Annotated in this window: 19 protein-coding genes; 8 read left to right on the top strand and 11 right to left on the bottom strand. The window is 69.2% G+C overall.

Translation table 11 applies throughout. The features are described from left to right. Both A5655_RS21935 and A5655_RS21940 read right to left on the bottom strand, forming a co-directional pair. Positions 1-1,374 carry a TldD/PmbA family protein gene (locus tag A5655_RS21935; RefSeq protein WP_067013697.1) on the bottom strand — a complete coding sequence of 458 codons (1,374 nt, stop codon included), beginning with the start codon at positions 1,372-1,374 and terminating at the stop codon, positions 1-3. Continuing rightward, complete coding sequence (locus tag A5655_RS21940) at positions 1,371-2,888, bottom strand: TldD/PmbA family protein (protein WP_067013699.1); 1,518 nt, start codon at positions 2,886-2,888, stop codon at positions 1,371-1,373. The genes A5655_RS21935 and A5655_RS21940 overlap by 4 nt, the downstream gene beginning before the upstream one ends. Before the next feature lie 74 nt (positions 2,889-2,962). On the opposite strand from A5655_RS21940, the gene A5655_RS21945 reads away from it, so the two are divergent. From A5655_RS21945 to A5655_RS21960, 4 genes are all read left to right on the top strand, one after another. Continuing rightward, complete coding sequence (locus A5655_RS21945; protein ID WP_156764990.1) at positions 2,963-3,832, top strand: carbohydrate ABC transporter permease; 870 nt, start codon at positions 2,963-2,965, stop codon at positions 3,830-3,832. Beyond that, complete coding sequence (locus A5655_RS21950; RefSeq protein WP_067013702.1) at positions 3,819-4,643, top strand: carbohydrate ABC transporter permease; 825 nt, start codon at positions 3,819-3,821, stop codon at positions 4,641-4,643. The genes A5655_RS21945 and A5655_RS21950 overlap by 14 nt, the downstream gene beginning before the upstream one ends. Positions 4,644-4,722: 79 nt before the next feature. Continuing rightward, positions 4,723-6,060: a sugar ABC transporter substrate-binding protein gene (locus A5655_RS21955; protein WP_067013838.1), complete on the top strand. Its 1,338-nt coding sequence runs from the start codon at positions 4,723-4,725 to the stop codon at positions 6,058-6,060. 78 nt (positions 6,061-6,138) lie between these two features. Further along, the gene (locus A5655_RS21960; protein WP_067013704.1) at positions 6,139-7,098 is read left to right on the top strand and encodes an SPFH domain-containing protein; all 960 of its coding nucleotides are present in this window, start codon (positions 6,139-6,141) and stop codon (positions 7,096-7,098) included. Between the two features lie 93 nt (positions 7,099-7,191). Here A5655_RS21960 and A5655_RS21965 read toward each other — a convergent pair whose 3' ends face one another. Genes A5655_RS21965 through ddaH form a run of 4 tightly spaced genes read right to left on the bottom strand, consistent with a single transcriptional unit; the run spans position 7,192 to position 11,605 of the window. Then, positions 7,192-8,070, bottom strand: coding sequence for a universal stress protein (locus tag A5655_RS21965; RefSeq protein ID WP_067013706.1), 879 nt, complete (start codon positions 8,068-8,070; stop codon positions 7,192-7,194). After that, on the bottom strand, positions 8,067-9,497 hold the full coding sequence (locus A5655_RS21970; RefSeq protein WP_067013708.1) for an amino acid permease: 1,431 nt from the start codon (positions 9,495-9,497) through the stop codon (positions 8,067-8,069). Before A5655_RS21970 ends, A5655_RS21965 begins: the two co-directional genes overlap by 4 nt. Positions 9,498-9,527: 30 nt before the next feature. Continuing rightward, the gene (rocD, locus tag A5655_RS21975; protein WP_067013710.1) at positions 9,528-10,763 is read right to left on the bottom strand and encodes an ornithine--oxo-acid transaminase; all 1,236 of its coding nucleotides are present in this window, start codon (positions 10,761-10,763) and stop codon (positions 9,528-9,530) included. Next, positions 10,760-11,605 (bottom strand): dimethylargininase, encoded by an 846-nt coding sequence (gene ddaH, locus A5655_RS21980; protein WP_067013712.1) that lies wholly within the window; start codon positions 11,603-11,605, stop codon positions 10,760-10,762. The genes rocD and ddaH overlap by 4 nt, the downstream gene beginning before the upstream one ends. A gap of 111 nt (positions 11,606-11,716) precedes the next feature. Between ddaH and A5655_RS21985 the strand changes: the two genes are divergently transcribed. Then, a complete protein-coding gene (locus A5655_RS21985; RefSeq protein WP_067013714.1) occupies positions 11,717-12,163 on the top strand; it encodes an Lrp/AsnC family transcriptional regulator in 447 nt (148 codons plus the stop codon). Here A5655_RS21985 and A5655_RS21990 read toward each other — a convergent pair. The 4 genes from A5655_RS21990 to A5655_RS22005 are packed head-to-tail and all read right to left on the bottom strand — an operon-like array spanning position 12,160 to position 17,321. Next, entirely contained in the window at positions 12,160-13,968 is a 1,809-nt protein-coding gene (locus A5655_RS21990) for a sulfatase-like hydrolase/transferase (protein WP_067013716.1), read from the bottom strand. The genes A5655_RS21985 and A5655_RS21990 overlap by 4 nt on opposite strands. Next, the gene (locus tag A5655_RS21995) at positions 13,961-14,413 is read right to left on the bottom strand and encodes an SRPBCC family protein (RefSeq protein ID WP_067013718.1); all 453 of its coding nucleotides are present in this window, start codon (positions 14,411-14,413) and stop codon (positions 13,961-13,963) included. Before A5655_RS21995 ends, A5655_RS21990 begins: the two co-directional genes overlap by 8 nt. Positions 14,414-14,415: 2 nt before the next feature. After that, positions 14,416-15,267 (bottom strand): energy-coupling factor transporter transmembrane protein EcfT, encoded by an 852-nt coding sequence (locus tag A5655_RS22000; protein WP_067013720.1) that lies wholly within the window; start codon positions 15,265-15,267, stop codon positions 14,416-14,418. Then, on the bottom strand, positions 15,264-17,321 hold the full coding sequence (locus A5655_RS22005) for an ATP-binding cassette domain-containing protein (RefSeq protein WP_082978808.1): 2,058 nt from the start codon (positions 17,319-17,321) through the stop codon (positions 15,264-15,266). The genes A5655_RS22000 and A5655_RS22005 overlap by 4 nt, the downstream gene beginning before the upstream one ends. Before the next feature lie 118 nt (positions 17,322-17,439). On the opposite strand from A5655_RS22005, the gene A5655_RS22010 reads away from it, so the two are divergent. The 3 genes from A5655_RS22010 (at position 17,440) to A5655_RS22020 (ending at position 22,448) form a co-directional block, all read left to right on the top strand. Continuing rightward, positions 17,440-17,937, top strand: coding sequence for a MarR family winged helix-turn-helix transcriptional regulator (locus A5655_RS22010; RefSeq protein ID WP_067013722.1), 498 nt, complete (start codon positions 17,440-17,442; stop codon positions 17,935-17,937). An 80-nt stretch (positions 17,938-18,017) separates the two neighbouring features. Then, positions 18,018-20,372: an ATP-binding cassette domain-containing protein gene (locus A5655_RS22015; RefSeq protein ID WP_067013842.1), complete on the top strand. Its 2,355-nt coding sequence runs from the start codon at positions 18,018-18,020 to the stop codon at positions 20,370-20,372. A gap of 135 nt (positions 20,373-20,507) precedes the next feature. Further along, positions 20,508-22,448, top strand: coding sequence for an acyl-CoA dehydrogenase (locus tag A5655_RS22020; RefSeq protein WP_067013724.1), 1,941 nt, complete (start codon positions 20,508-20,510; stop codon positions 22,446-22,448). Positions 22,449-22,571: 123 nt separating this feature from the next. On the opposite strand, the gene A5655_RS22025 is transcribed toward A5655_RS22020, so the two are convergent. Further along, on the bottom strand, positions 22,572-23,039 hold the full coding sequence (locus A5655_RS22025) for an LppP/LprE family lipoprotein (RefSeq protein WP_067013727.1): 468 nt from the start codon (positions 23,037-23,039) through the stop codon (positions 22,572-22,574). Between the last annotated feature and the right edge of the window lie 34 nt (positions 23,040-23,073).

Genomic DNA, 23,073 nt, shown 5'->3' on the forward strand with positions numbered 1-23,073 from the left:
CTACTGCGCTTGGCTCACCGACGACATGTAGAAGTCGGGGATCCGCAGCGACGGCATCGCCGCCCGGGTGGCCCAGTCGCCCCACTCCCGCGGCAGCGTCTTTTCGCTCATACCCGCCTCGGTGGCCCGTCGCAGCAGGTCCAGCGGGCTCTCGTTGAACCGGAAGTTGTTGACCGCGGCGGTCACCTCGCCGTCCTCGATGAGGTAGACGCCGTCGCGGGTCAGCCCGGTGAGCAGCAGCGTGGTGGGGTCGACCTCGCGGATGTACCAGAGGGTGGTCAACAGCAGGCCGCGCTCGGTGGCCGCGATCATGTCGGCGGGCTCGGCCGACCCGCCGGTCATCACCAGGTTGTCGGCGGCGACCGCCACCTTGGCGTCGAATTTCTCGGCCGTGGCCCGCGGGTAGGCCAGCGCGTTGATGACGCCGTTGCGGACCCAGTCCACCTGGCCCAGTTCCATGCCGTTGTCGAACACCGACACCGTCTCCGAGGAGGCGCTGACCGCGACGAACGGCGTGCACGCCAGCCCCGGCGCCATCGGGTCGGAGAACATCGTCAGCGGCAGATCGGTCAGCCGCTCCCCCACCCGCGTCCCGCCGCCGGGCGCCGACAGCGCGGTGCGGCCCTCCTCGGCGCCGCGGCCCGCCATCGACCACGCCAGATAGATCATCATGTCGGCCACCGTCGACGGCGGCATGATCGTCTCGTAGCGCCCGGCGGGCAGCGCGACGTTGCGCTTGGCCCAGCCCAGCCTCGTCGACAACTGCTCGAGCAGCGAATCGGTGGGCACGTCAACGAAATCCGCGGTGCCGATGCCCGCCCAGGCGCTGGCGTCGCCGCGTTTGGCGTTGATCTCCACCGCGCCGGTCGGCTGGCTGAAGCGTCGGCGCAGGCCGGTCGACGACGCGAGGAATGTCGTCGAAACGCTGTGGTGCGCAAAGCCGTACAGCCGATCGGCGCCGCGGAAGCCCCGGCTCAGCGAGTCGGCGACGTCGGCGAAAACCAGCGGCCCGGTGCCGGGTACGGGTGCGTCCCAGTCGGCGGGGACCCCGGTGTCGGTCAGTAGCGGCGCGGCATCGCCGGCCTCCGGCGCCGAGCGGGCCGCCTCCTGGGACGCCGCCACCAGCCCCGGAATCACCCGCGGATCGACCTCGGCGGAGACCACCGTGCCGATGTGCGCGCTGTCGCCCTGCCGCACGACGGAAATCACGGTGATGCTGCGGTTGACCGAAACCCCGTTGGTGGTCATGGAATTGCCCGCCCAACGCAGCGTCGCCTCGACCTTGTCGGTGACCAGCACCATGGTCTCGCTGGCGCCGCCGAGCTTGGCCGCCTCTTCCAGGACGAGGTTGACGACATGCTGCGGGGTGATCATCGGCGGCCCTCGCTGACCGTGTTGAGCACGTTCACGCCCCGGAACAACGCCGACGGGCACCCGTGACTCACCGGGGCGACCTGCCCGGGCTGCGCCTTGCCGCAGTTGAACGCGCCGCCCAGCCGCCAGGTCGATGCACCGCCCACGGCCTCCATGGAATTCCAGAAGTCGGTGGTGGTGGCCTGGTAGGCGACGTCACGCAGCTGGCCGTCCAGGCGGCCGTCGCGGATCCGGAAGAACCGCTGGCCGGTGAACTGAAAGTTGTAGCGCTGCATGTCGATCGACCACGACTTGTCGCCCATGATGTAGATGCCGTCGTCGACGCGGCCGATCAGATCGGCGGTGCTGACGTCCTCGGGCCCTGGCTGCAGCGACACGTTGGCCATCCGCTGGATCGGCACGTGATGCGGCGAGTCGGCATACGAGCACCCGTTGGAGCGCGCCTGCCCGAGCCGCGGCGCGAACACCCGGTCGAGCTGGTAGCCGACGAAGATGCCGTCGCGCACCAGATCCCAGCTCTGCGCGGCCACGCCCTCGTCGTCGTAACCGACGCTGGCCAGGCCGTGTTCGACGGTGCGGTCGGCGGTCACGTTCATCACCGGCGAGCCGTAGCGCATGGTGCCGAGCTTGTCGGGCGTCGCGAACGACGTTCCGGCGTAGGCGGCCTCGTAGCCGATCGCACGGTCGTATTCGGTTGCATGGCCGATGGATTCGTGGATGGTCAGCCACAGGTTGGTCGGGTCGATCACCAGATCCGTCGGCCCGGCCACCACGCTGGGCGACTTGACCTTCTCGGCCAACAGCGACGGCAGCTGGGCGAGCTCGTCGGTCCAGTTCCAGATCTCGTCGTCGGCCAGCGCCTCCCAGCCGCGCCCCATCGGCGGGGCCAGCGTGCGCATCGAGTCGAAGCTGCCCGCCGCGGCGTCGACGGTCACCGCCTCCAGCGACGGCAGCACCCGCACCCGCTGCTGGCTGATCGACGATCCGAAGGTGTCGGCGTAGAACGTCTGCTCCTTGACGGCGGTCAGACCCGCCGAGACGTGGTCGACGCCGTCGGCGCCCAGCAGGCGCCCGGAGTATTCCTCCAGCACGGCGATCTTGTCGGGGCCGGGCACCTCGAACGGGTCGATCCGGTAGCTCGACACCCAGGTGGCGTCGGCGTACACGGGCTCCTCGGCGAGCTCGACGCGCTCGCTGTTCAGCATCGCCAGCGTGGTGGCCACGTGCACGGCGCGGCGCGCGGTCTCGGCCGCGACAGCGGGCGCCAACTCCGCGTGCGAGGCGAATCCCCAGGTGCCGTCGACGATCACCCGCACCGCCAGGCCCACCTCGCGGCTGACCACGGCGGTCTCCAGCTCGCCGTCGCGCAGCGCGATGATCTCGCTGCTGAGGCGGTGAAGCCGCAGGTCGGCATAGCTGGCCCCGGCCGCTTTGGCCGCCGACAACGCGGCGTCGGCGAGCTCGTGGCGCGGCAGGTCCAGGAAGTCGGGATCGATCCCCCGGTTCGGTGTCACCGCACCACCGTAACGACCGCTCGCCACAAACGACGGCAACGCCCGCTTTAATTACCTGCATGGCCAGCGCCGCACTGAGGAAACAGCCTCGATCCACCGCGCTGGGCTACGCCCTGCTGGCCCCCAGCCTGTTCGGTGTGCTGGCCTTTCTGCTGCTGCCCATCCTCGTGGTGATCTGGCTCAGCCTGTACCGGTGGGACCTGCTGGGCCCGCTGCGCTATGTGGGCCTGGCCAACTGGCGCTCGGTGCTGACCGACTCGGGCTTCGCCAACTCACTGATCGTCACCGCCGTCTTCGTAGCGATCGTGGTCCCCGCGCAGACGATCCTCGGGCTGCTGGCCGCGTCCATGCTGGCCCGCCGGCTCCCCGGGACCGGGCTGTTTCGCACGGTTTACGTGCTGCCGTGGATCTGCGCGCCGCTGGCGATCGCGGTGCTGTGGCGCTGGATCCTGGCCCCCACCGACGGCGCCGTCAGCGCCGTGCTCGGGCACAGCATCGGGTGGCTCTCCGATCCCAGCTTCGCGCTGCCGTTGGTGTCCGCCGTCGTGGTGTGGACCAACGTCGGCTACGTCTCGCTGTCGTTCCTGGCGGGCCTGTTGGCCATTCCCGACGACATACACGCCGCCGCGCGCACCGACGGCGCTAACGCGTGGCAACGGTTCTGGCGTATCACGCTGCCCATGCTGCGCCCGACGACGTTCTTCGTCCTGGTGACCGGGATCGTCAGCACCGCACAGGTTTTCGACATGGTGTACGCCCTGACCGGCGGGGGGCCGGCCGGCAGCACCGATCTGGTGGCCCACCGCATCTACGCCGAGGCGTTCGGGGCGGCGGCGATCGGACGGGCGTCGGTGATGGCGGTGGTGCTGTTCGTCATCCTGATCGGGGTCACCGTCGTCCAGCACCTCTACTTCCGGCGACGGATCAGCTATGACCTCGTCTAGCCGCCTCTTCAACACGGTCGTCTACGCCGGGTTGACGCTGGGCGCGCTGATCACGTTGGCGCCGTTCGCACTTGGATTGCTGACCTCCTTCACCTCGGCGCACCAGTTCGCCACGGGCACGCCCCTGCAGCTGCCGCGCCCGCCCACCCTGGCCAACTACTCCGATCTGGGCGGGGCCGGGTTCGGTCGCGCGGCGGCGGTGACCGCGCTGATGACCGCGGTGATCCTGGTGGGCCAGCTGACGTTTTCGGTGCTGGCCGGATACGCGTTCGCGCGCTTGCATTTTCCCGGGCGCGACGCGTTGTTCTGGGTCTACATCGCCACGCTGATGGTGCCCGCGACGGTCACGGTGGTGCCGATGTATCTGATGATGGCGCAGCTGGGGCTGCGTAACACGTTCTGGGCGTTGGTGCTGCCGTTCATGTTCGGCTCGCCGTACGCGATCTTCCTGCTGCGCGAGCACTTTCGCATCATCCCCAACGACCTGATCAACGCCGCGCGCCTCGACGGGGCCACCACCCTGGACGTGATCGTGCACGTGGTGATCCCGTCCAGCCGTCCCGTGCTGGCCGCGTTGGCGTTGATCACGGTGGTCTCGCAATGGAACAACTTCATGTGGCCCCTGGTGATCACCAGCGGGCATAAGTGGCGGGTGCTCACGGTGGCGACCGCGGACCTGCAGTCGCGGTTCAACTCCCAATGGACGTTGGTGATGGCGGCGACGACGCTCGCGATCGTGCCGCTGATCGCGCTGTTCGTGGGCTTCCAGCGGCACATCGTCGCGTCGATCGTCGTCTCGGGGCTCAAATGAGTGGGCAGAGCGCCGAGATTGCCGTCATGGTTGCTTTATTTATGGATTCACGACCACCACGGCAATCTCGGTGCACACCATGACCCGGCCGCGCTCCTCGACGCTGGTCGCGGGGTCGCTGGTGCTGGTGGCGGTGCTGCTGGCCGCCATGGCGGTGCTGCTGGACTATTCCGCCGAGCCGCACGGCGGCAAGATCGTCATCAAGGTGCGGCTGTGGGCCGATCAGATCGCCGCGGCGTATCAGCGGTCGTTCGACGAATTCAACCGCGCGCACCGCGATATCGAGGTCCGCACCAACATCGTCGCGTATTCGACGTACTTCAACACGCTGCGCACCGACGTCGCGGGCGGCAGCGCCGACGACATCTTCTGGCTGTCCAACGCCTATCTCGCCGCCTACGCCGACGACGGCCGGTTGCTTGACGTCGGCAAGATGCTGGGTCGCGATGCCGCCGCCGACTGGGACCCGGCGGTGGTGGAGCAGTTCACCCGCGGCGGTGCGCTGTGGGGTGTGCCGCAGCTGACCGACGGCGGAATCGCGCTGTACTACAACGCGGACCTGCTCGGCGCGGCCGGAATCGACCCCGCCCAACTGGACACCCTGCGGTGGAGCCCCGACGGCGGCGACACGCTGCGGCCCCTGCTCGCCCGGCTGACGCTCGATGCCGACGGAAACGCGGCGGGCACACCGCGTTTCGACCCCGGGCGGGTGCGCCAGTGGGGATACAACGCGGCCAACGATCCGCAGGGCATCTACCTGAACTACATCGGCTCGGCGGGTGGGGTATTCCAGCGCGGCGACGAGTTCGCGTTCGACAATCCCGCGGCGGTGTCGGCCTTCCGGTATCTGGTGGGTTTGATCAACGACGACCACGTCGCACCGCCGGCCTCCGACACCAACGACAACGGCGACTTCTCCCGCAATCAGTTCCTGGCCGGCAGGATGGCGCTCTTCCAGTCCGGCACCTACAACCTCAAACCGGTCGCCCGCGATGCGCGCTTCCGCTGGGGCGTGGCCATGATGCCGGCGGGTCCCGCCGGCCGGGTGAGCGTCACCAACGGGATTGCCGCAGCGGGTAATTCAGCGACCAAGCACCCGGATGCGGTGCGCCAGGTGCTGGCCTGGATGGGCAGCCGGGAGGGCAACGCCTACCTGGGCCGCGACGGTGCGGCCATTCCCGCGGTGCTGTCGGCTCAGCCGGTCTACTTCGACCATTGGGCCACCGAGGGCATCGACGTCCGGCCGTTCTTCTCCGTCCTGAAGGGTCCCCGCATCCCCGCCCCCGGCGGCGCCGGCTTCGCCGCGGGGTACACCGCCCTGCAAAGCTATTTCGACGAAATGTTCTTGGGTCGAGGCGATGTCGCCGTCACGCTGCGGAAGGCTCAGGCGGCGGCCAACGCCGCCGCGCAGCGCTAGCCGCCGATCGCGCGAAAGCGTTCACAGGCCCGTCGACGGGCGGTAGGCTGACGCGACCTGCAACAAGGAGAGGATGTCATGCCCGGGTGGTGGATTATTGCGATCCTGTTTTTCCTGGTGGCCGCGGTGGCGCTCGTCGCGAGCCTGCTCCTCGACAAGCGGTCGACGTGGTGGGGAATCTCGGCGGCGGCGGCGTTGTTCGGCGTGGTCTTCACGCTCATCAGCGCCTACGACCGGGTGGACACGCGCAACGTCGGCATCATCACCGAATTCGGCAAGCCGGTGGGCGTGCACGGCGCCGGAATCGTGTGGCATGCGCCGTGGCGCAAGGTGAGTGAGCTCTCGGAGGCGATCCAGTTGCAGGCGTTCGAGTCGAACAGTTTCGACGACGCCAGCCAGGGCAGGGGCGCCAACAACAACCCGGCGGCGATCAACGTGCGGCTGGCCAACAACTCCAACGCCTACGTGGACGAGAACCTGAACTGGCGGCTGCGCGAGGGCGCAGCCCCGAAGCTGTTCCAGGATTACGGCGGCGCCAACGTGTTCCAGACGATCAAGGAGCAGTTGGTGGACCGGCAGGCACAGGTGGCGTTGTCGAAGGTGTTCGCCACGTTCAACCCGCAGGTCATGCTGGCGGCCGCGGCGAATGCGCCGGGCGCGGCGGCGCAGATGCCCGCGCCGGCCCAGGGCGCGGACTTGCCGGCGATGGCCGCGCAGGTCAGGAAGGATCTGCAGGACGCGGTGGGCTCCGAGATCGAGATCCTCGACGTGCGGATCCCGCGGATCTTCTACGACCAGCCCACCCAGCAGCGCATCGACGCCTACAACCAGAAGGTTCAGGAAACGATCAACGCCCAACAGGACGTCAAGACCGCGGAGCAGAACCGATTGGCCGCCGAGCAGCGCGCCAACCAGCCCCCGCCGGACCTGCGGATCGCGATCTTCAACTGCCTCAACGATCAGGTGAAGAACGGGCGCGACCCCGCCGGGTGTTGGGGCCAGATCGGCGGTCAGCCGCTGGTGCAGGTGCCGCGTTAGGGTTTCGCCGAACGTGGGGGCTGTGGACGAAAACCGGTCGTTTTGTGTACATATCCCCCACGCGCGGCGCGGTGGATCGAATGACTCGCAACGCTAGCCGGGTAAAACCAGCACCGGCACCGGGCTCTCTCGGATGATCTTGCCGCTGCGGGAACCGAGGAACACCCTGCGGATTTCGTCGCGCGGCCGGGTCCCCAGCGCCAGGATGTCGCCGTCGCGCCAGTCCGCCTTGCCCAGCGCCTCATTCCAGTCATGGCCGGTAACCACTTCCAGCGCAACGTCTTCGCCGACCACGCCGTCGGTCTTGAGGTTCGCCAGGATGTCGCGGGCCTGCGCCGCCCACGCCTCGAGGATCTCGTCCTCGACGCCCAACCCCACCTCCGGGGGATACATCGTCTTGCCCCGGACGGCGAAGGTCATCACCCGCAGCGGCACCCCGAATCGCTGGGCCGTCTCGCAGCACCGCCGCACCACCTCGATCGAGTCCGCGGTGGCGGCGTAGGCGCAGGTGATCCGCGTCAATCCGCCTGCGTGCGAGCGGTATTCGCGGGGGCTGATGGCCACCGGCACGGGCGACGCGTGCAGCAACCAGTCGGCGGTCGTGCCGATGACGACCGGCCCCGGCCCACCGCTGGGCAGAGACCCCAGCACGACGACGTCGCCACCCACCTCCTCGACCACCTCGATCAGTCCCGCCGACACCGAGCGGTGCGCGCGATGCAGGTAGGTGACGTCGATCCCGTCGCCCAGGTCGCGCAGGAACCGAGCGGCCTCCTCGGCCGAGTCCGCCGCCAGATGTTCGGCCCACTGTTCGTACTCGGCGTCGACGCGCGCGAGCGACGGTGTCAGCCAGGGCCTGGGCACGATGGTCGCCACGGTGAGCGACGTCCCGAGCGTCCGCGCGGCGCGGACGGCCAGGTGCAGCCCCGACAGCCCGACTTCGCCGGCGCGGTACCCGGAGACGACGGTCACGGCGTTTCCTCGTTGAGCGCGCTGTGGTGGCGGCCCCAGACGAAGTAGAAGATCAGCGCCACCGCGATCCATCCGGAGAACGCGATCCAGGTGTACCAGTGCAGGCTGACCATGATGTAGCCGCATGCCAGCACCGAAAGTGCCGGCGTGACAGGGTAACCCGGCACCTTGAACGCCCGCGGCAGGTCCGGTTCGCGCACCCGCAGGATGATCACGCCGGCCGACACGACGATGAACGCCGTCAGCGTGCCGATGGATACCATGTCGGCCAGCTTGTCGAGCGGCACGAAGGCGGCCAGCGTCCCGGTGGCGACCGCGACGATCGTGGTGTTCTTCACCGGGGTCATCGTGCGCGCGTTCACCGCGGCGAAACTCGTTGGCAGCAGCCCGTCGCGGCCCATGGCGAACAGAATGCGGGTCTGGCCATACATGGTGACGAGCGTGACGGTGAAGATGGAGATCACCGCGCCCGCACACAGAATTGTGCCGGCCCAGGTGCCGTTCGTGACATGGTCGAGGATCGTCGCCAGCCCCGCCTCCTGCTGCCCCGCGAAGTCCCGCCACGGCTGGGTACCGAGCGCGGCCAGCGCGACCAGGACGTAGACGGTGGTGACGGTCGCCAGCGCCGCGATCAGCGCGCGTGGCATGGTTTTCTGCGGATCCTTCACCTCGTCACCCGCCGTCGACACCGCGTCCAGGCCGATGTACGAGAAGAAGATGGTGCCGGCCGCCGAGCCGATGCCGGCGACCCCCATGGGGGCGAAGTCCTTGAGGTGGTTCGCGTCGAAGGCGGTGAATGCGATGATCACGAACATGGCCAGCACGCCGAGCTTGATCAACACCATGATCGCGTTGACCTTGGCCGATTCGCTGGCGCCGCGGATCAGCAGCAACGCGCACATCGCGATCAGGATGATCGCCGGCAGGTTGACCACGCCGGGCTGCGAGTCCCACGGCGCGGCCGACAGGGCGTGTGGCAGCTGGAATCCGAACAGGCTGCTCAGCAACTTGTTGACGTAACCGCTCCACCCCACCGCGACGGCGGCGGTCGCCACCCCGTATTCCAGCAACAGGCAGGCCGCCACGCCGATCGCGACCGCCTCCCCCAGCGTGGCATAGGCATAGGAGTACGACGACCCCGAAACCGGCACGGCCGAAGCCAATTCGGCGTAGCAGATGGCCGCGAGCCCGGCCGCGATGCCGGCGATGAGGAACGAGACGATCACGCCCGGCCCGGCTTCCGGAACCGCCAGCGACATGACGAAAAAGATCCCGGTGCCGACCGTCGAACCGACCCCGAACATGGTCAGTTGGAACGTGCCGATGCTGCGCTTGAGGTGGTCGGCGGCCCCACGCGCGGCGTGTGCGCCGACGACGGGACGGCGCCGCAGCATCTGCTCCGTCAGGCTGATCGAGCTGGATGGCACGTGCGCCCCCCTGTCGCGTGGATCAGCTGATTATGCGCGAGCCTCCCGCAGCGCCGCAGCGAACTGGTCAATCGCCCAGTCGATCTCCTGCCGGGCGATCACCAGCGGCGGCGCGAACCGCAGCGTCGAACCGTGGGTGTCCTTCACCAACACGCCGCGACGGGCCAGCCGCAGGCTCATCTCCTTCCCGGTGCCCAGCGCAGGTTCGATGTCGACGCCGGCCCACAGCCCGAGGCCGCGCACCGCGACCACACCGTCGCCAATCAGCCCCCGCAGCCGGCGGTGCAGGTGCGCACCCAATTGGGCCGACCGGGCCTGGAATTCGCCGCGCGCCAGCATGGCGACGACCGTGGCGCCGATCGCCGCCGCCAGCGGGTTGCCACCGAACGTCGAGCCGTGCTCGCCGGGCCGCAGCACGCCGAGGATCTCGCGGTTGGCGACCACCGCAGAAAGGGGCATCACGCCGCCGCCCAGCGCCTTGCCGAGCAGGTAGACGTCCGGCACGACGCCCCACCGGTCGCACGCGAAGGTATAACCGGTGCGGGCCAGCCCCGACTGGATCTCGTCGGCGATCATCAGCACGTTGTGCTCGCTGCACAGCGCGCGGACGGTCGGCAGGTAGCGGTCGGGCGGGACGACGATGCCCGCCTCGCCCTGGATCGGCTCCAGCAGCACCGCCATCGTGTCGTCATCGATCGCCCGGGCCAGCGCCGCGGCGTCGCCGAACGGCACCGAGCGGAATCCCGGCGTGAACGGCCCGAACCCGTCGCGAGCCGTCGGGTCCGACGAGAAGCTGACGATGCTGATCGTGCGGCCGTGGAAATTGTTGTCCGCCACGATGATATTGGCCCGGCCCGCGGCGACCCCCTTGACCTCGGCACCCCATTTGCGGGCGACCTTCAGGCCGCTCTCGACGGCTTCGGCGCCCGAGTTCATCGGCAGCACCATGTCCTTGCCGCACAGCCCGGCGAGCGCGGCGCAGAACGGCCCGAGCGTGTCGGAATGGAACGCGCGGCTCACCAGCGTGACGGTGTCCAGTTGCGCGTGGGCGGTCTCGGTGATCTCGGGGTTGCGGTGACCGAAGTTGACCGCCGAATAGGCGGCCAGGAAATCCAGGTAGCGACGCCCGTCGACGTCGGTGATCCAGGCGCCCTCGGCGCTGGCCGCCACCACGGGAAGCGGCGAATAGTTGTGCGCCGCATGCCTTTCGACCAGCTCGATCGCCGCATCGGTTGCGTGCGCGGCCCGGGCGTCGAGGATCGTCATGGGAAGACCTCCAATGTGCAGCACTTGACGGAACCGCCGCCCTTGAGTAACTCGGACAAATCCACGCCGACCGGCTCGAAGCCGGCCTCGCGCAGTTGGGCCGCGAAACCCGTTGCCGCCGAGGGGAGCACGACGTGCAGCCCGTCGGAGACGACGTTGAGTCCCAGCACATAGGCGTCGGCGCTGCCCACCACGATCGCGTCGGGAAACAGTGCGCGCAGTTGGTCTTGGGCCGCCGCGCTGAACGCCGGCGGATAGAAGGCGATCGTGCGATCGTCGAGGACGGCCAGCGCGGTGTCGAGATGATAGAAGCGCGGGTCCACCAGCTCCAGCGAGACGACCGGAACGCCCAGCGCCGCGGCGATTTCCGGGTGCGCGCGCCGGTCGGTGCGAAACCCGTAGCCGGCCAGCACCGTATCGCCGAGCATCAGCAGGTCGCCCTGCCCCTCGTTGACGTGACGGGTGGCCACGGGCCGATACCCGAGCGACGACATCCATTCGGAGTAGGCGCGGGACTCGCCGGCCCGCTCGGCGAACCGAAACCGGGCGACGACGGCGATGCCGCGGGCGATGAAGCCGCCATTGGCGGCATAGACCATGTCCGGAAGCCCGGGCACCGGCTCGATCAGGTCCACGTGGTGGCCCAGCCGCAGGTACGTCTGATGCAGGGTGTCCCACTGTGCCCGGGCGAGGTGGGCGTCGACGGGTGTGCCGACGTCCATCCACGGGTTGATCGCGTACTCGACGGCGAAGAAGTCCGGCGGGGTCATCGCGTACCGGCGGGCCCGGGGCCTGCGGACCGGCGCGGCGGCGACGGGCGCGGCAACGTATGAATCCGTCATAAATCAACGGTATTTGCGGGCTCTTAAACAAGCAAACGACGACCCTTGCGCGTCCACTGCCGATTTATTGCGTTAGAATCGCTGACACGGCGATTTGTTAAGGGGCAGCGGATGGACCGCCTGGACGAGACCGACGAGCGCATCCTCGGCGAGCTGACCCAGAATGCGCGGGCCACCTTCGCCGAGATCGGCCAGACGGTGAATCTGTCGGCTCCGGCGGTCAAGCGCCGAGTCGACCGGATGCTCGACGACGGCGTGATCAAGGGCTTCACCACGGTTGTCGACCCCAACGCGCTCGGCTGGAAGACGGAGGCCTACGTGCAGGTGTTCTGCCACGGCACGATCTCGCCCGAGCAGCTGCGGGCGGCCTGGGTGGACATGCCGGAGGTGGTCAGCGCGGCCACCGTGACCGGCACGTCGGATGCGATCCTGCACGTGCTGGCCCGTGACATGCGGCACCTGGAGGCGGCCCTGGAGCGCATCCGTTCGAGCGCGCACATCGAGCGCAGCGAAAGCATCGTCGTGCTCTCGAACCTCATCGACCGGATGCGGACCTAGCGGCCGAGAAATCGGGCCACGCGCCTCAGCAGTGACGGCTGGGGCTGCGGTGGCCGGCGAGATACGTAGGGCCACGGGCGGTTTCGCTCCGGGACGGAGACGGCCCGGGCGTGCTTCAGCTGCGTCCGCAAGTGCTGGCGCAGGTCGTGCAGGTCGGGATCCGTCCAGCGGTTGTCGGCCTCGGTCGGGTCGGCGGTCAGGTCGTAGAGCTCCCATTGGTCGTCCACCGGCGATGTCCGGTACGCCTCGCCGCCGAGCCCGTTCGCCGCGAGGTGGCGTACCCCGGGTTCGGTCCAGGTGGCCGGGTCGTCGAAGGTGCGGATCAGCTTCCACAGGTGCCCGGCGCCCCCGGTTGCCGTCGCGTCGTCGACGCGGAGCACCAGCCCCTCGAAATTGGACGCGGTGTGGGCGGGCACCCGAATCCGCAGCGGGGCAGGCGGATTGACGGTGCGCTTGAGGCGGCGCGCGAGCCCCGAGGCGCCGCTGTCGCCCTCGAGCATGTTGTCGCGGGTCATCAGGTAGACGGCCCGCGCTTCGTCGGCGGGCGCCCCGTCGACGATCGGCATGAGGTCGCGGCCGGGCAGCTCGTGGACTTCGGAGAAGGACTCGGCGAGCGTGGGGGCGACGGCGGCGACGTCGATGCCGGCGGCCGAAAGCAGCGTCGGTACCAGGTCGACGTGCGACGTGGGCGCGGTCACGGTGCGGGGCCGCGTGGCGCGCGAACCGATGCGCGCGACGATGAACGGAACGCGGGTCGCCTCGTCGTACAGGTTGAACCATTTCTGGTGCAGCCCACCGTGGGCGCCCAGCAGGTCCCCGTGATCGGCGGTGCGCACCAGCACCGCGTCTGCGGAACCACCCTCGGTGACGGCGCGCCGCACGCGATCGATCGGTCCGTCCACCTCGGCGTGCAGGCGGTAGTAGAGGTCGCGGTAGCGCTGGGCGTTGCGCTCGTAGGTTCGGCTGATCGCCGGCGCCGGGCCGTAGCCGGAGTAATACGCCTCGCGGAAGGCGATTTGGGCGGCCGGCTTCGTCGACAGGTCCTCGTCGGCGGTGGGTGCCGGGGGCACCGGCGGCGGATCCAGCGGTGACGGCTTGACCGGACCCCGGCGCGACCAGGTGGGGAACAGCACGATGTCGTGGGGGTTCACGAAGCTGGCGACCAACAGGAAGGGGCGCAGCGCGTCGGGGTTGCCGGCGCGGCGGCGGGCGTAGCGGTCGGTGAGCCAGGTGACGACGCGATCGGCGATCAGGGGGTCCCGCCGAATGCCCGCGTTGGCCAGCAGCGCGCCATGCGGTTCGGGGCCCACCCATCCCGAAAAGCCGAACGGCCCAAGCGGATCGGCCTCCAGGTAGCGCCGCACCGCGGCGGGATCGACGACGCCGTCGTCGTCGTTGGTCAGCAGTGAACGCCCGGTCGACGGATCGACGAGGTCGGCGTGCGAGATGTGCCACTTGCCGTCGTAGTGGGTGTCGTATCCAGCCGCCCGGAACCAGTTGCCCAGGGTGGGCACCTCGCCCTGGCGCAGCCACCGCATGCGCGAGTCGTCGGCCGTCTTTCCGATGCCGTCGGTCTGGGTGACGCCGTGCAGGTCGGGGTAGTGCCCGGTGAAAATCGTCGGGCGGCTGGGCACGCAGGCCAGCGAGCCGGTGTAGTGCCGGCCGAAACTGACGCCGTGTTCGTCAAACCACTTGCGGCCGCTAAGTGTTCGGTCGCGCCACGCCAACACCTCGGGGCTCTCGTACGGCGGGACCGCGCGCTCCTCGTCAGTCATGATGATGATGACGTCGGGGCGATCAGACACGGGCGTTCTCCAATCGATTCGCCAGCCCGGCGAGCATCACGTCGGACTGTGGCGCGAGAAAGCGACACAGGACGCGTTCGACCAGTTTTTGTGCGGGGTTGAGCCCGATTTCGACTGTGCTCGTCAGGGTCACGACGGTCGCGCCGGAAGGGACCGGGGCGAGCGTCCAGCGGTTGGTCGCCCTGCGCACGCGGCTGGGCAGGCCCTCGATGTCGTAGGCGAGAGCGCGCGGCGGATCGAACTCCGTGATGCGTTCGACGAGGGCGTCGCGTTTGACCTGGACACGCCTGGCGGTGCCGACGGCGGCCCCGTCGGGTCCGGAGAACAGGATGCACGAGTGGTCGACGTTGCGGGCCCAGGAACTGATCGAGCCGAAATCCGCAAGGATGTCCCAGATCTGTTGGGGGCGGGCCGCGATGCGGCGACTGCGGCGGATGTCGGCCATGCCTAGGGCATCGCGTGAAGCATCGTCTCGAGCACCACCGCCAGGCCACTGACGGCGAGGGTGATCGCGATGGTCACCCAGTCGGCCAGCTTGGGGCGGGCCGGATTGGCCGAGAGCTGACCGGTGCCACCGCGGGCGGTGATCGCGTCGCCCATCTCGTCGGCGCGCCGCAGGGTCACGGCCGTGGCGGCGGCCAGCAGGTCGATCAGCTCCAGGGCGTGCCGACGACGACGGGCCTTGCGGCTGCGCGGTATTCGTTTGGGCCGCAGCCGGCGGGCGGCGTAGAGCACCTGGAACTCGTCGATCAGCATCGGGAAGGCCCGCAGCGCCAGCGCCAGGGCCGCCGCATATTCGTCGACCGGGATGCGCAACAGCTTGAACGGTCGGCCCAAAGTGGCCAGCGCGGGCCCTATTTCGGCGACGTTGGTGGTCCAGGACACCATCGCGCCGAGCGCGAGCAGCACGACCGACAGCGCGGTGATCCGCAGGAATTGCAGGCCTCCCCCCAGGCCGATCTCGAGGCCACCGATCGAGAACTTCGGGCCGCCGCCGCCCACCAGGGCGGTGATGCCGCCCAGGGCGATAACGATCCACAGCCATCGCGGTATGGACGGCACCGCGCCGCGCGGAATCCGCGCGATCCGGATTGCCGCCAGGACCAGCGCCGCCACCAACCCGATCGTCACCCAGCCCGGGTAGAACGTCAGCAGCGCCGAAACACCGAAAACGACAAGCAGTTTGGTGCCCGCCCACAGCTCGTGGATGGTGGAGGTTCCGGGCACCGGGACGAGCAGCACCACCGGACGCGGCGTGCGTCGGGTCGAGCCGCGCGCCGGGGCGGAGGTCGCGGTCATGCCATACCCCCCGCCGCGGCCGACACGGGCTCGAGCCTGCCGTTGCGCAGGTGCAGGGTGCGCGGGCACAGGTCTTCCAGCCCGACGAAGTCGTGCGAAATGACGACGACGGTCAGGTCCTGCTCACGGCGCAGGTCTTCCAGCAGCCGCAGCAGGCCGCGCTGGCTGGCGGCATCCAACCCGGCCAGTGGCTCGTCGAGGATCAGGGCGCGCGGCGAACGGGCCAGCAGCCCGGCCAGCACGACGCGGCGCATCTGGCCGCCGCTGAGCTGGTCGATCGGCCGCCTGGCCAGCGTGGAGTCGAGGCCGACGACGGCGAGCGCCGCGGCGACGCGGTCCGTCTCGCGCGGCGAAAAGCCAGCCGCCGAGGCAACTTCCAGGTCGACGCGGCCGCGCATCAGCTGCAGCCTGGCCGCCTGGAACGACAACGCCACCGCGCCGACCTGCTCGTGCGTGGGCCGGCCGTCCATCAGGCAGGTGCCCCTCGTCGGCACCGTGAGTCCGGCCATGATCCAGGCCAGCGTCGACTTGCCCGAGCCGTTGCCGCCGTGGATCAGCACGCCGTCGCCCTGCTCCACCGTGAAGCTGACGTCGCGCAGTGCGGTTTTGGCCCACGGGGTGCCTCGGCCGTATTCGTGGCCGACGCCGAGAAGTTCGATCACCGGGGCCTGCGAGCTGTGGTTCACCGCCGCGGCCCCATTGGTCGCGACCGGCGGCGCCACGGTCTCGACCATGACCGAGTTGTCCGGGGAATCGCTGAGATCCACTGTGCGGTCGGCGGACTCGGCCTCGGTGTTGTAGTGCGTGATGTGCACCAGGGCGGTGCGGTGGCGCTTGGGAAGATCGGACAGCACGCGCAGCAACGCGTCCCGGCCCTGCTGGTCGACCATGGTGGTCACCTCGTCGGCGATGAGCAACGCCGGCTCCCTGGCCAGCGCGGCGGCGAGGGCGAGGCGCTGCAGCTCACCCCCGGAGAGGCTTCCGGTTTCACGTTGCGCGAGCCCGTCGAGGCCGACCTCGCTCAGCAACCGGTCCACGTCGATCTTGGTGCCGGGCGGCAGACCCCAGACCACGTCGTCGGCGACCCGCGTGCCCAGCACCTGGCTTTCGGGGTGCTGCAGCACGACCGCGGTGCCGCCCAGCTTGCCCAGGCCCACCGCGCCGGGGCGCTCCACGGTGCCCGACGTCGGTTCGCGGCCGGCCAGAATCAGCATCAGCGTGGTCTTCCCGGAGCCGTTGGGTCCGGTGATCGCGATATGTTCGCCGACCCGCACGTCAAGGCTGAGCTCGCGCAGCGCGTCCTGGCGCGCACCGGGGTAACGGAAGCGCACTTTGTCCAGGCGCACCGGAACGGGCCCGACGGCGCCCTGCTCGGCCTCGCTGCCATCCGGGGCGTCCAGTTGGTGCACGTCGGGGATGCCGCGCATCCGATCCAGCAGGCGAGACAGCGCCCACCAGCCGATCAGCGACACGATCAGGATCCCGATGACGTAATAGATGAGCACCAGCAACTGCCAATGCTGCACGCCGAGAGCGAAATAGCGCTTCAAGTCCACGCCGACGCCGTGCATGTGCACTCGCGTCAGCATCGCGGCGACGCCGTTCACGTCCGCGGTTAGGACGTCGAAGATCAGGTGACGCAGCCGGCTCATGACGGTCAGCCCGATGACGTCCGCGGCGCCGAATGCCAGGCCAGCGATCAACGACCAGAAGATCACCGTGGGCAGGCCGCGGCGCCTCCGCTTGATGATCCCGGTCAGGCCGCCGATGTAGACGCAATGGATGACCGTCATGAGACCGCCCAACCCGGCGATCAGGAAGGCGATCATCCCGGCCGCGACCGTCGCGGCCATCAGGACGCGGAACCGGTAGCGGTAGGCCAGCAGCCCGGTGGGCACGGTGCCCAGCAAGGCCAGTCCCGCGGCGAACGGGACGACCACCGAGATGATGGCGATGACCGCGCACAGCGCTCCCATGACCGAGGCCTGCGCCAACTCGACCGGCCGCAGCGGTCCACCCCGATGGCGTGAACGGGATGGTCGGGGGACGGTCACCTGACCGATTCTGCCAGGCCGCGGCGGCAAGTCCCCGCGCCACACCACATACGCTGGGTTTTTGCGCCGACGCGTGTGGCGCTCGTCTCGCTTAGCAAAGCTATGCAACCATGGACGTATGAACGCATCCGCCGCCAACCACACCGATGTCGTTGACGCCGCAAACACTGAGCCCCAGTCCGGCCTCGGAGCCGATCTCCTCGCCGTCGTCGCCCGCCTGAACCGACTGGCCACCCAGCGCATCCAGATGCCGCTGCCCGCCGCGCAGGCCCGCCTTCTGGCCACCATCGAGGCGCACGGGGAGGCGCGAATCGGCGACCTTGCCGGCGTCGACCACTGTTCCCAACCGACGATGACCACCCAGGTGCGCCGCCTCGAGGACGCCGGCCTGGTGACGCGGACCGTCGATCCCGGCGACGCCCGGGCGGTCCGCATCCGCATCACGGCCGACGGGATACGCACGCTCGACGCCGTTCGGGCCGACCGGGCCGCCGCGATCGAACCGCAGCTGGCCCTGCTGGAGCCGGCCGATCGCGAGGTGCTGAAGGAGGCGGTCGAGGTCCTGCGGCGGCTTCTCGAGAACGCCGCGGCGACACCGCGCCGCCACACCCTGTGATCGCGCCGTCCGGTGGATGCGCCGCCCCGGACGGGTGGACACTGGAAGTTCGGACTGACCGGTAACGAAAGGTGGCGGTGATGCGGCCCGAGGCTTCCGCCCTCCCGCCCTTCCCGTTGACCGTTTGGGTCGGAGAGGCGCGGTACGTCTTCGCGCCGGGTCGCGACGTGCTGGTGGGCTACGGCCGTGGAGTCGATATCCCGCTCGGGCCACCGGGCAGCCCCGCGGCGTCCCACCCCGACGTGGTGCTGCGCTTCACCGGGAGCCACTGGGTGGCCATCGACAACAGCCCCCGCGGCATGTTCGTCAACGGCGCGCGGGTGCCGACCGTCGACATCCACCCCGGCCAGGCGATCACGATCGGCGACCCGCAGCGAGGCCCGCGACTGGTTTTCCAGACCGACCCGCCCGCTCCGCCGCACCGCCCGGCCCCGCGGCCGCCGCAGTTCCGGCAGCCCCCCGGACCACCGCCTCCCCCGCAACCTCCGCCGCCCGTCAGCGCGGAGCGCCCGACCGACCCCAACTTGCGTGCGCCGATGGAGCGCCCGACCCAGCGGATGCGGATCCCGCCACCCCAGCCGCCCGCGGTCAAGCCGCCCGTTCCGCCCGCCCCGCCGGAACTGCCGTCGCCGCCCGTCGAAGAGGCCGAGGACGCCGGGGAAGACGGTCCGGGCCTGATCGAGCGGATGGCCACGCGAAAGCTGCGCGCCCCGAGCCCCTCCTTCCGCACCCGAGAGGGCAACACCACGCATCGGCTGCCGCTGAGATCCGCCGCGCGGACCAGCGGGGTCGCGGCATACCAGCTGGGCCTCACGGTCGACGGGTACGAGGTGCTCACCGACATCTCGTTCACGGCGGGCCTGGGGACACTGACCGCGATCGTGGGACCGTCGGCGTCGCGCAACTCGGCGCTACTCGGACTGCTCGCCGGCACAAGGGAACTCAGCTCCGGCCGAACCACGGTCGACGGCCACGACGTGCACGCCGAGCCCGAGTCGATGCGCGCCCGCATCGGGATCGTGCGCGGCGACGAATGCCTGCACCCGCGGCTCACGATCGAACAGGCCTTGGGCTACGCCGCCGAACTGCGCCTGCCGCCGGACACCGCGGCCGAGCACCGTCGACGGGTGGTGGACCAGGTGCTCGAGGAGCTCGAGCTGGCGCCCCACCGCGCGACCCGGATCAGCAAACTCCCGCCCGAGGTGCGCCGGTGCGCGTCGCTGGCGGTCGAACTGGTCACCCGGCCGACGCTGCTCGTGGTCGACGACCCGGGCGCCGGGCTGGATGCGGCGCAGCAAGACCGCGTGATGGCGATCCTGCGTCGGCAGGCCGACATCGGCTGCGTCGTGGTGGTCTCGATGCCATCGCACGCATCACTGGGCAACCTCAACCTCTGCGACCAGGTGCTGGTGCTCACCGCGCGGGGCGCCACCGCTTTCCTCGGGACGCCGTTGCAGGTCGAGTCCGCGATGGGCACCGCCGACTGGACCGAAGTCCTCGAGCAGGTCGGCGCGGATCCCGACGGCGCGCACCGCGAGTTTCGGGCCCGGCAGCAAGCGCTGGCCCCGCCCACGCCGCCCGACGTCGCCCCGCCCTGGCCGCCGCCCGAGGGGCTCAGCGCGAAGCGTCAATTAAGGGTGCTCGCCCGTCGTCAGCTCCGCCTGCTCTTCGCCGACCACATCTACTTCTTGTTCCTGGCGATCCTGCCGTTCGTGTTGGCGGCGCTGACGCTGTTGATCCCCGGCGATTCCGGCCTGGAACGACCCAGCCCGAGCAGTTCCAATCTCCACGAGGCCATCGAAATCCTGGCCGCGCTGAACATCGCCGCCGTAATCGTCGGCACCGCCCTGACCATCCGCACGCTGGTAGAAGAGCGCCGCCCCTTCCGGCGCGAGCAGGCGGTCGGGCTTTCGGCCCCGGCCTACCTGGGCGCCAAGATCATCGTGTTCGGCCTGGCCGCGCTCATCCTGACGGGCATCTTCTTCGCGATCGTCGTCGTCGTGAAGGGCGGGCCGGTACACGGCCCGGTGCTGTTGGGCTTCTCCGGAGGGGCCATGGCCGAGCTCTATCTGAGCGTGGCCGCGACCGCTCTTGCGTCGGCGGTCGTCGGGCTTGCGCTGTCAGCGACGGGCAACCGGCTGCGCGAGGTGCTGCCACTGCTGGTGCTGGTGATCCTGGCCTCGCTGCTGTTCAACGGGAGCCTGGTGCAGCTGGTGAGCAAGTGGGGCTTTCAGCAGATTTCCTGGTTCGTCCCCGCCCAATGGGGTTTCGCGGCGTCGGCGTCCGTCGCCGATCTGCGCAGGGTCGACACGCTGGCCGCCAACGCCCAGATGTGGACGCACTACTCGGGCTGGTGGGTGTTCGACATGGTGATGCTCTTGGGCTTCGGCGCCGGCGCGGCCGGCCTCGCCCTGTACCGGCTGCGGCGTCGCTGACGGCCGACTTCCCCGGCGCCGCGCCGAACGTGCGCTCAGCGCGAAAATCCGGCCCGAAATCCGCAACCAGTGCACGTTGGGCGATTGTTATTCCAAGTCTGTTTCAAGGCTTGAGCAGCGGGTTACCGTCAATCCATGGCGCCAGACACGAAAAGCACGGCCGAACACCTGCGCAACGCCTTGGACGGGCGGTGGCGCGACGTGAAGAACCGGATGCGGGCCACGATGACCGAGGACCTGTTCCGCCCGCATTACACACCGAACACGGTGATCGCCCGCACCAAGGTGGCCGAGCAGATGCGGATCATGGCGGCGTTCGGGGTCGCCGCGGACAACTTCCGCAAGGAGCATGGCGGGACGGGCGACGTGGGAGCGGCGATCACGATGATCGAGATGCTCGCGATGTCCGACCTGTCGCTGATGGTGAAGGCCGGGGTCCAGTGGGGGCTGTTCGGCGGTGCCGTCGAGAACCTTGGCACCGAGCGCCACCACGAGGCGTACGTGAAGCAGATCATCAGCCTCGAGCTGCGCGGCTGTTTCGCCATGACCGAGACCGGGCACGGCAGCGACGTCCAGTCGCTGGAGACCACCGCGACCTACGACGCCGAGACCGAAGAGTTCGTCATCGACTCCCCCACCCCGACGGCGCGCAAGGATTACATCGGCGGCGCCGCCCAAACCGCAACCATGGCAGCGGTTTTCGCGCAACTGATCACCACCGAGGACAGCGAGCCGGTCAACCACGGCGTGCACTGCGTGCTGGTCCCGATCCGAGACGCCGACGGCAACGACCTGCCCGGCGTGACGACGTCGGACTGCGAGTACAAGGGTGGCCTGCCCGGTGTGGACAACGGCCGCATCGTCTTCGACCATGTCCGGGTCCCGCGGGTGAACCTGCTGAACAAGTACGGCGACGTGGCGCCGGACGGCACCTACAGCTCGCCGATCGACAACCCCAACCGCCGGTTCTTCACCATGCTGGGCACGCTGGTTCGCGGCCGCATCACCGTCGGCGGCAGCGCGGGCGCCGCCGGGCGCGTCGCGCTGGACATCGCCACTCGATACGCGTTGCAGCGCAGGCAATTCAACGCCCCCGGTGAGGACACTGAGGTGCTGATCATGGACTACCTGGTGCATCAGCGCCGGCTGTTTCCGTTGATCGCGCGGTCATACGCGCTGCAGTTCGCCCAGAACGAGCTGGTCAGCAAGTGCCACGACATTCAGACCGCGGACGCGCCCGACGCCGACGAGCAGCGGGAGCTGGAAGCGCGGGCCGCCGGGCTGAAGGCGGCGAACACCTGGCACGCGTCCCGGGCCATCCAGGAGGCGCGGGAGGCCTGTGGCGGCGCGGGCTACATGGCCGAGAACCGGCTGATCGGGCTGCGCGGCGACACAGACGTGTTCACCACGTTCGAGGGCGACAACCATGTCTTAACCCAATTGGTCGCCAAGGAGCTGCTGACGGCCTATGCCGATGACATCCGCAGCATGAGCCCGGTCGAATGGGTGCGCTTCGCCGCCACTACCGTCGGCGAGCGGGTGCGCAAACGCACTGCGGCCGAGGCGATTATGCAGACGATCATCGACGCCCGCCAGGACAGCGAAGAGGAAGGCAGCCTGTTCAACCGCGGCACCCAGGTCACCATGTTCGAGGAGCGCGAGGACTATCTGCTGTCTTCGGTGGCGCGCCGGCTGCAAGGCAAATCCAAAGAGATGTCGGAGTTTGATGCGTTCAACGCCGTGCAGGATCACGTGCTGCACGCCGCGAACGCGCACATCGACCGGATAGTGCTGGAAGCGTTCGTCGCCGGGATCGACTCCTGCGAGGACGACGACGCTCGCGAGCTGCTCGAAATGGTCTGCGACTTGTACGCATTGTCGGTGATCGAGGACGACAAGGCCTGGTACATCGAGCATGGCTACCTGTCGACCGGGCGAGCCAAGGCGGTCACCCGCGGCATCAACGATCGATGCCGCAAGCTGCGCCCGTACGCGGAGACACTGGTGGACGGATTCGGCATCCCCGAGCCGCTGCGGTACGCGGAGATGCTGCATCCGGAGAACCTGCCGGACTGAACCTTTGGCGCGCATGGCTTTGTGCGCCTGGCTTGTGCGCGCCGAACGTGGGCCCTAAGTACACAAACCGCCTCAAATTCGTGTGTAGGCCCCACGTTCGGCGAGCCGGCTTGTGCGCCAGCGCTACTGGTGCGGGATCTTGCCGAGCGCCTGCAGCTTGCCGTCCGATCCGATCTGGAACTTCACGGTCCCGATTCCGCTGGGACAGCAGGGTTCGTCCTTGCCGACCTGCCATTGGTACTGAACGGTGATCGTGTCGTCGGACGGCGGCAGCACGGTGATGTACGGCTTCGGGTTCGGCGTGGGCGAACCCAGCGGAGTGTTGTGGTCGAAGAACAGCAGCTGCTGCGGCGTCGACTCGCTGGCGATGGTCGGGATGATCTGAACCCAGTACAAGCGGCACTTCTTGGTGTGCCCCCGCGCGATTTCGACCCAGGTCGAACCCGGCACCTCCACCGGGACCGAGGCGATGGCCTGCCGCACCATGTCGGCCGTCGGACCGTCGGAGTCCTTGCACGTGTCGGCCCGCGATGCCGGCGGTGCGGTCGGATTTCCCCCGCACGCCGACACCAACAAAAGCAGCAGAATCACAAGCGGGCGACGCACATCGTGAGCTTAACGAAAA

Source organism: Mycobacterium sp. 1081908.1, from assembly GCF_001673535.1.
Taxonomy (GTDB): domain Bacteria; phylum Actinomycetota; class Actinomycetes; order Mycobacteriales; family Mycobacteriaceae; genus Mycobacterium.

Excerpts from the sequence above, each read along its gene's own strand:
- A5655_RS21935 (WP_067013697.1), bottom strand. The coding sequence starts at position 1,374 with ATGATCACCCCGCAGCATGTCGTCAACCTCGTCCTGGAAGAGGCGGCC.
- A5655_RS21950 (WP_067013702.1), top strand. The coding sequence starts at position 3,819 with ATGACCTCGTCTAGCCGCCTCTTCAACACGGTCGTCTACGCCGGGTTG.
- A5655_RS21955 (WP_067013838.1), top strand. The coding sequence starts at position 4,723 with ATGACCCGGCCGCGCTCCTCGACGCTGGTCGCGGGGTCGCTGGTGCTG.
- A5655_RS21960 (WP_067013704.1), top strand. The coding sequence starts at position 6,139 with ATGCCCGGGTGGTGGATTATTGCGATCCTGTTTTTCCTGGTGGCCGCG.
- rocD (WP_067013710.1), bottom strand. The coding sequence starts at position 10,763 with ATGACGATCCTCGACGCCCGGGCCGCGCACGCAACCGATGCGGCGATC.
- ddaH (WP_067013712.1), bottom strand. The coding sequence starts at position 11,605 with ATGACGGATTCATACGTTGCCGCGCCCGTCGCCGCCGCGCCGGTCCGC.
- A5655_RS21985 (WP_067013714.1), top strand. The coding sequence starts at position 11,717 with ATGGACCGCCTGGACGAGACCGACGAGCGCATCCTCGGCGAGCTGACC.
- A5655_RS21995 (WP_067013718.1), bottom strand. The coding sequence starts at position 14,413 with ATGGCCGACATCCGCCGCAGTCGCCGCATCGCGGCCCGCCCCCAACAG.
- A5655_RS22000 (WP_067013720.1), bottom strand. The coding sequence starts at position 15,267 with ATGACCGCGACCTCCGCCCCGGCGCGCGGCTCGACCCGACGCACGCCG.
- A5655_RS22010 (WP_067013722.1), top strand. The coding sequence starts at position 17,440 with ATGAACGCATCCGCCGCCAACCACACCGATGTCGTTGACGCCGCAAAC.
- A5655_RS22015 (WP_067013842.1), top strand. The coding sequence starts at position 18,018 with ATGCGGCCCGAGGCTTCCGCCCTCCCGCCCTTCCCGTTGACCGTTTGG.
- A5655_RS22020 (WP_067013724.1), top strand. The coding sequence starts at position 20,508 with ATGGCGCCAGACACGAAAAGCACGGCCGAACACCTGCGCAACGCCTTG.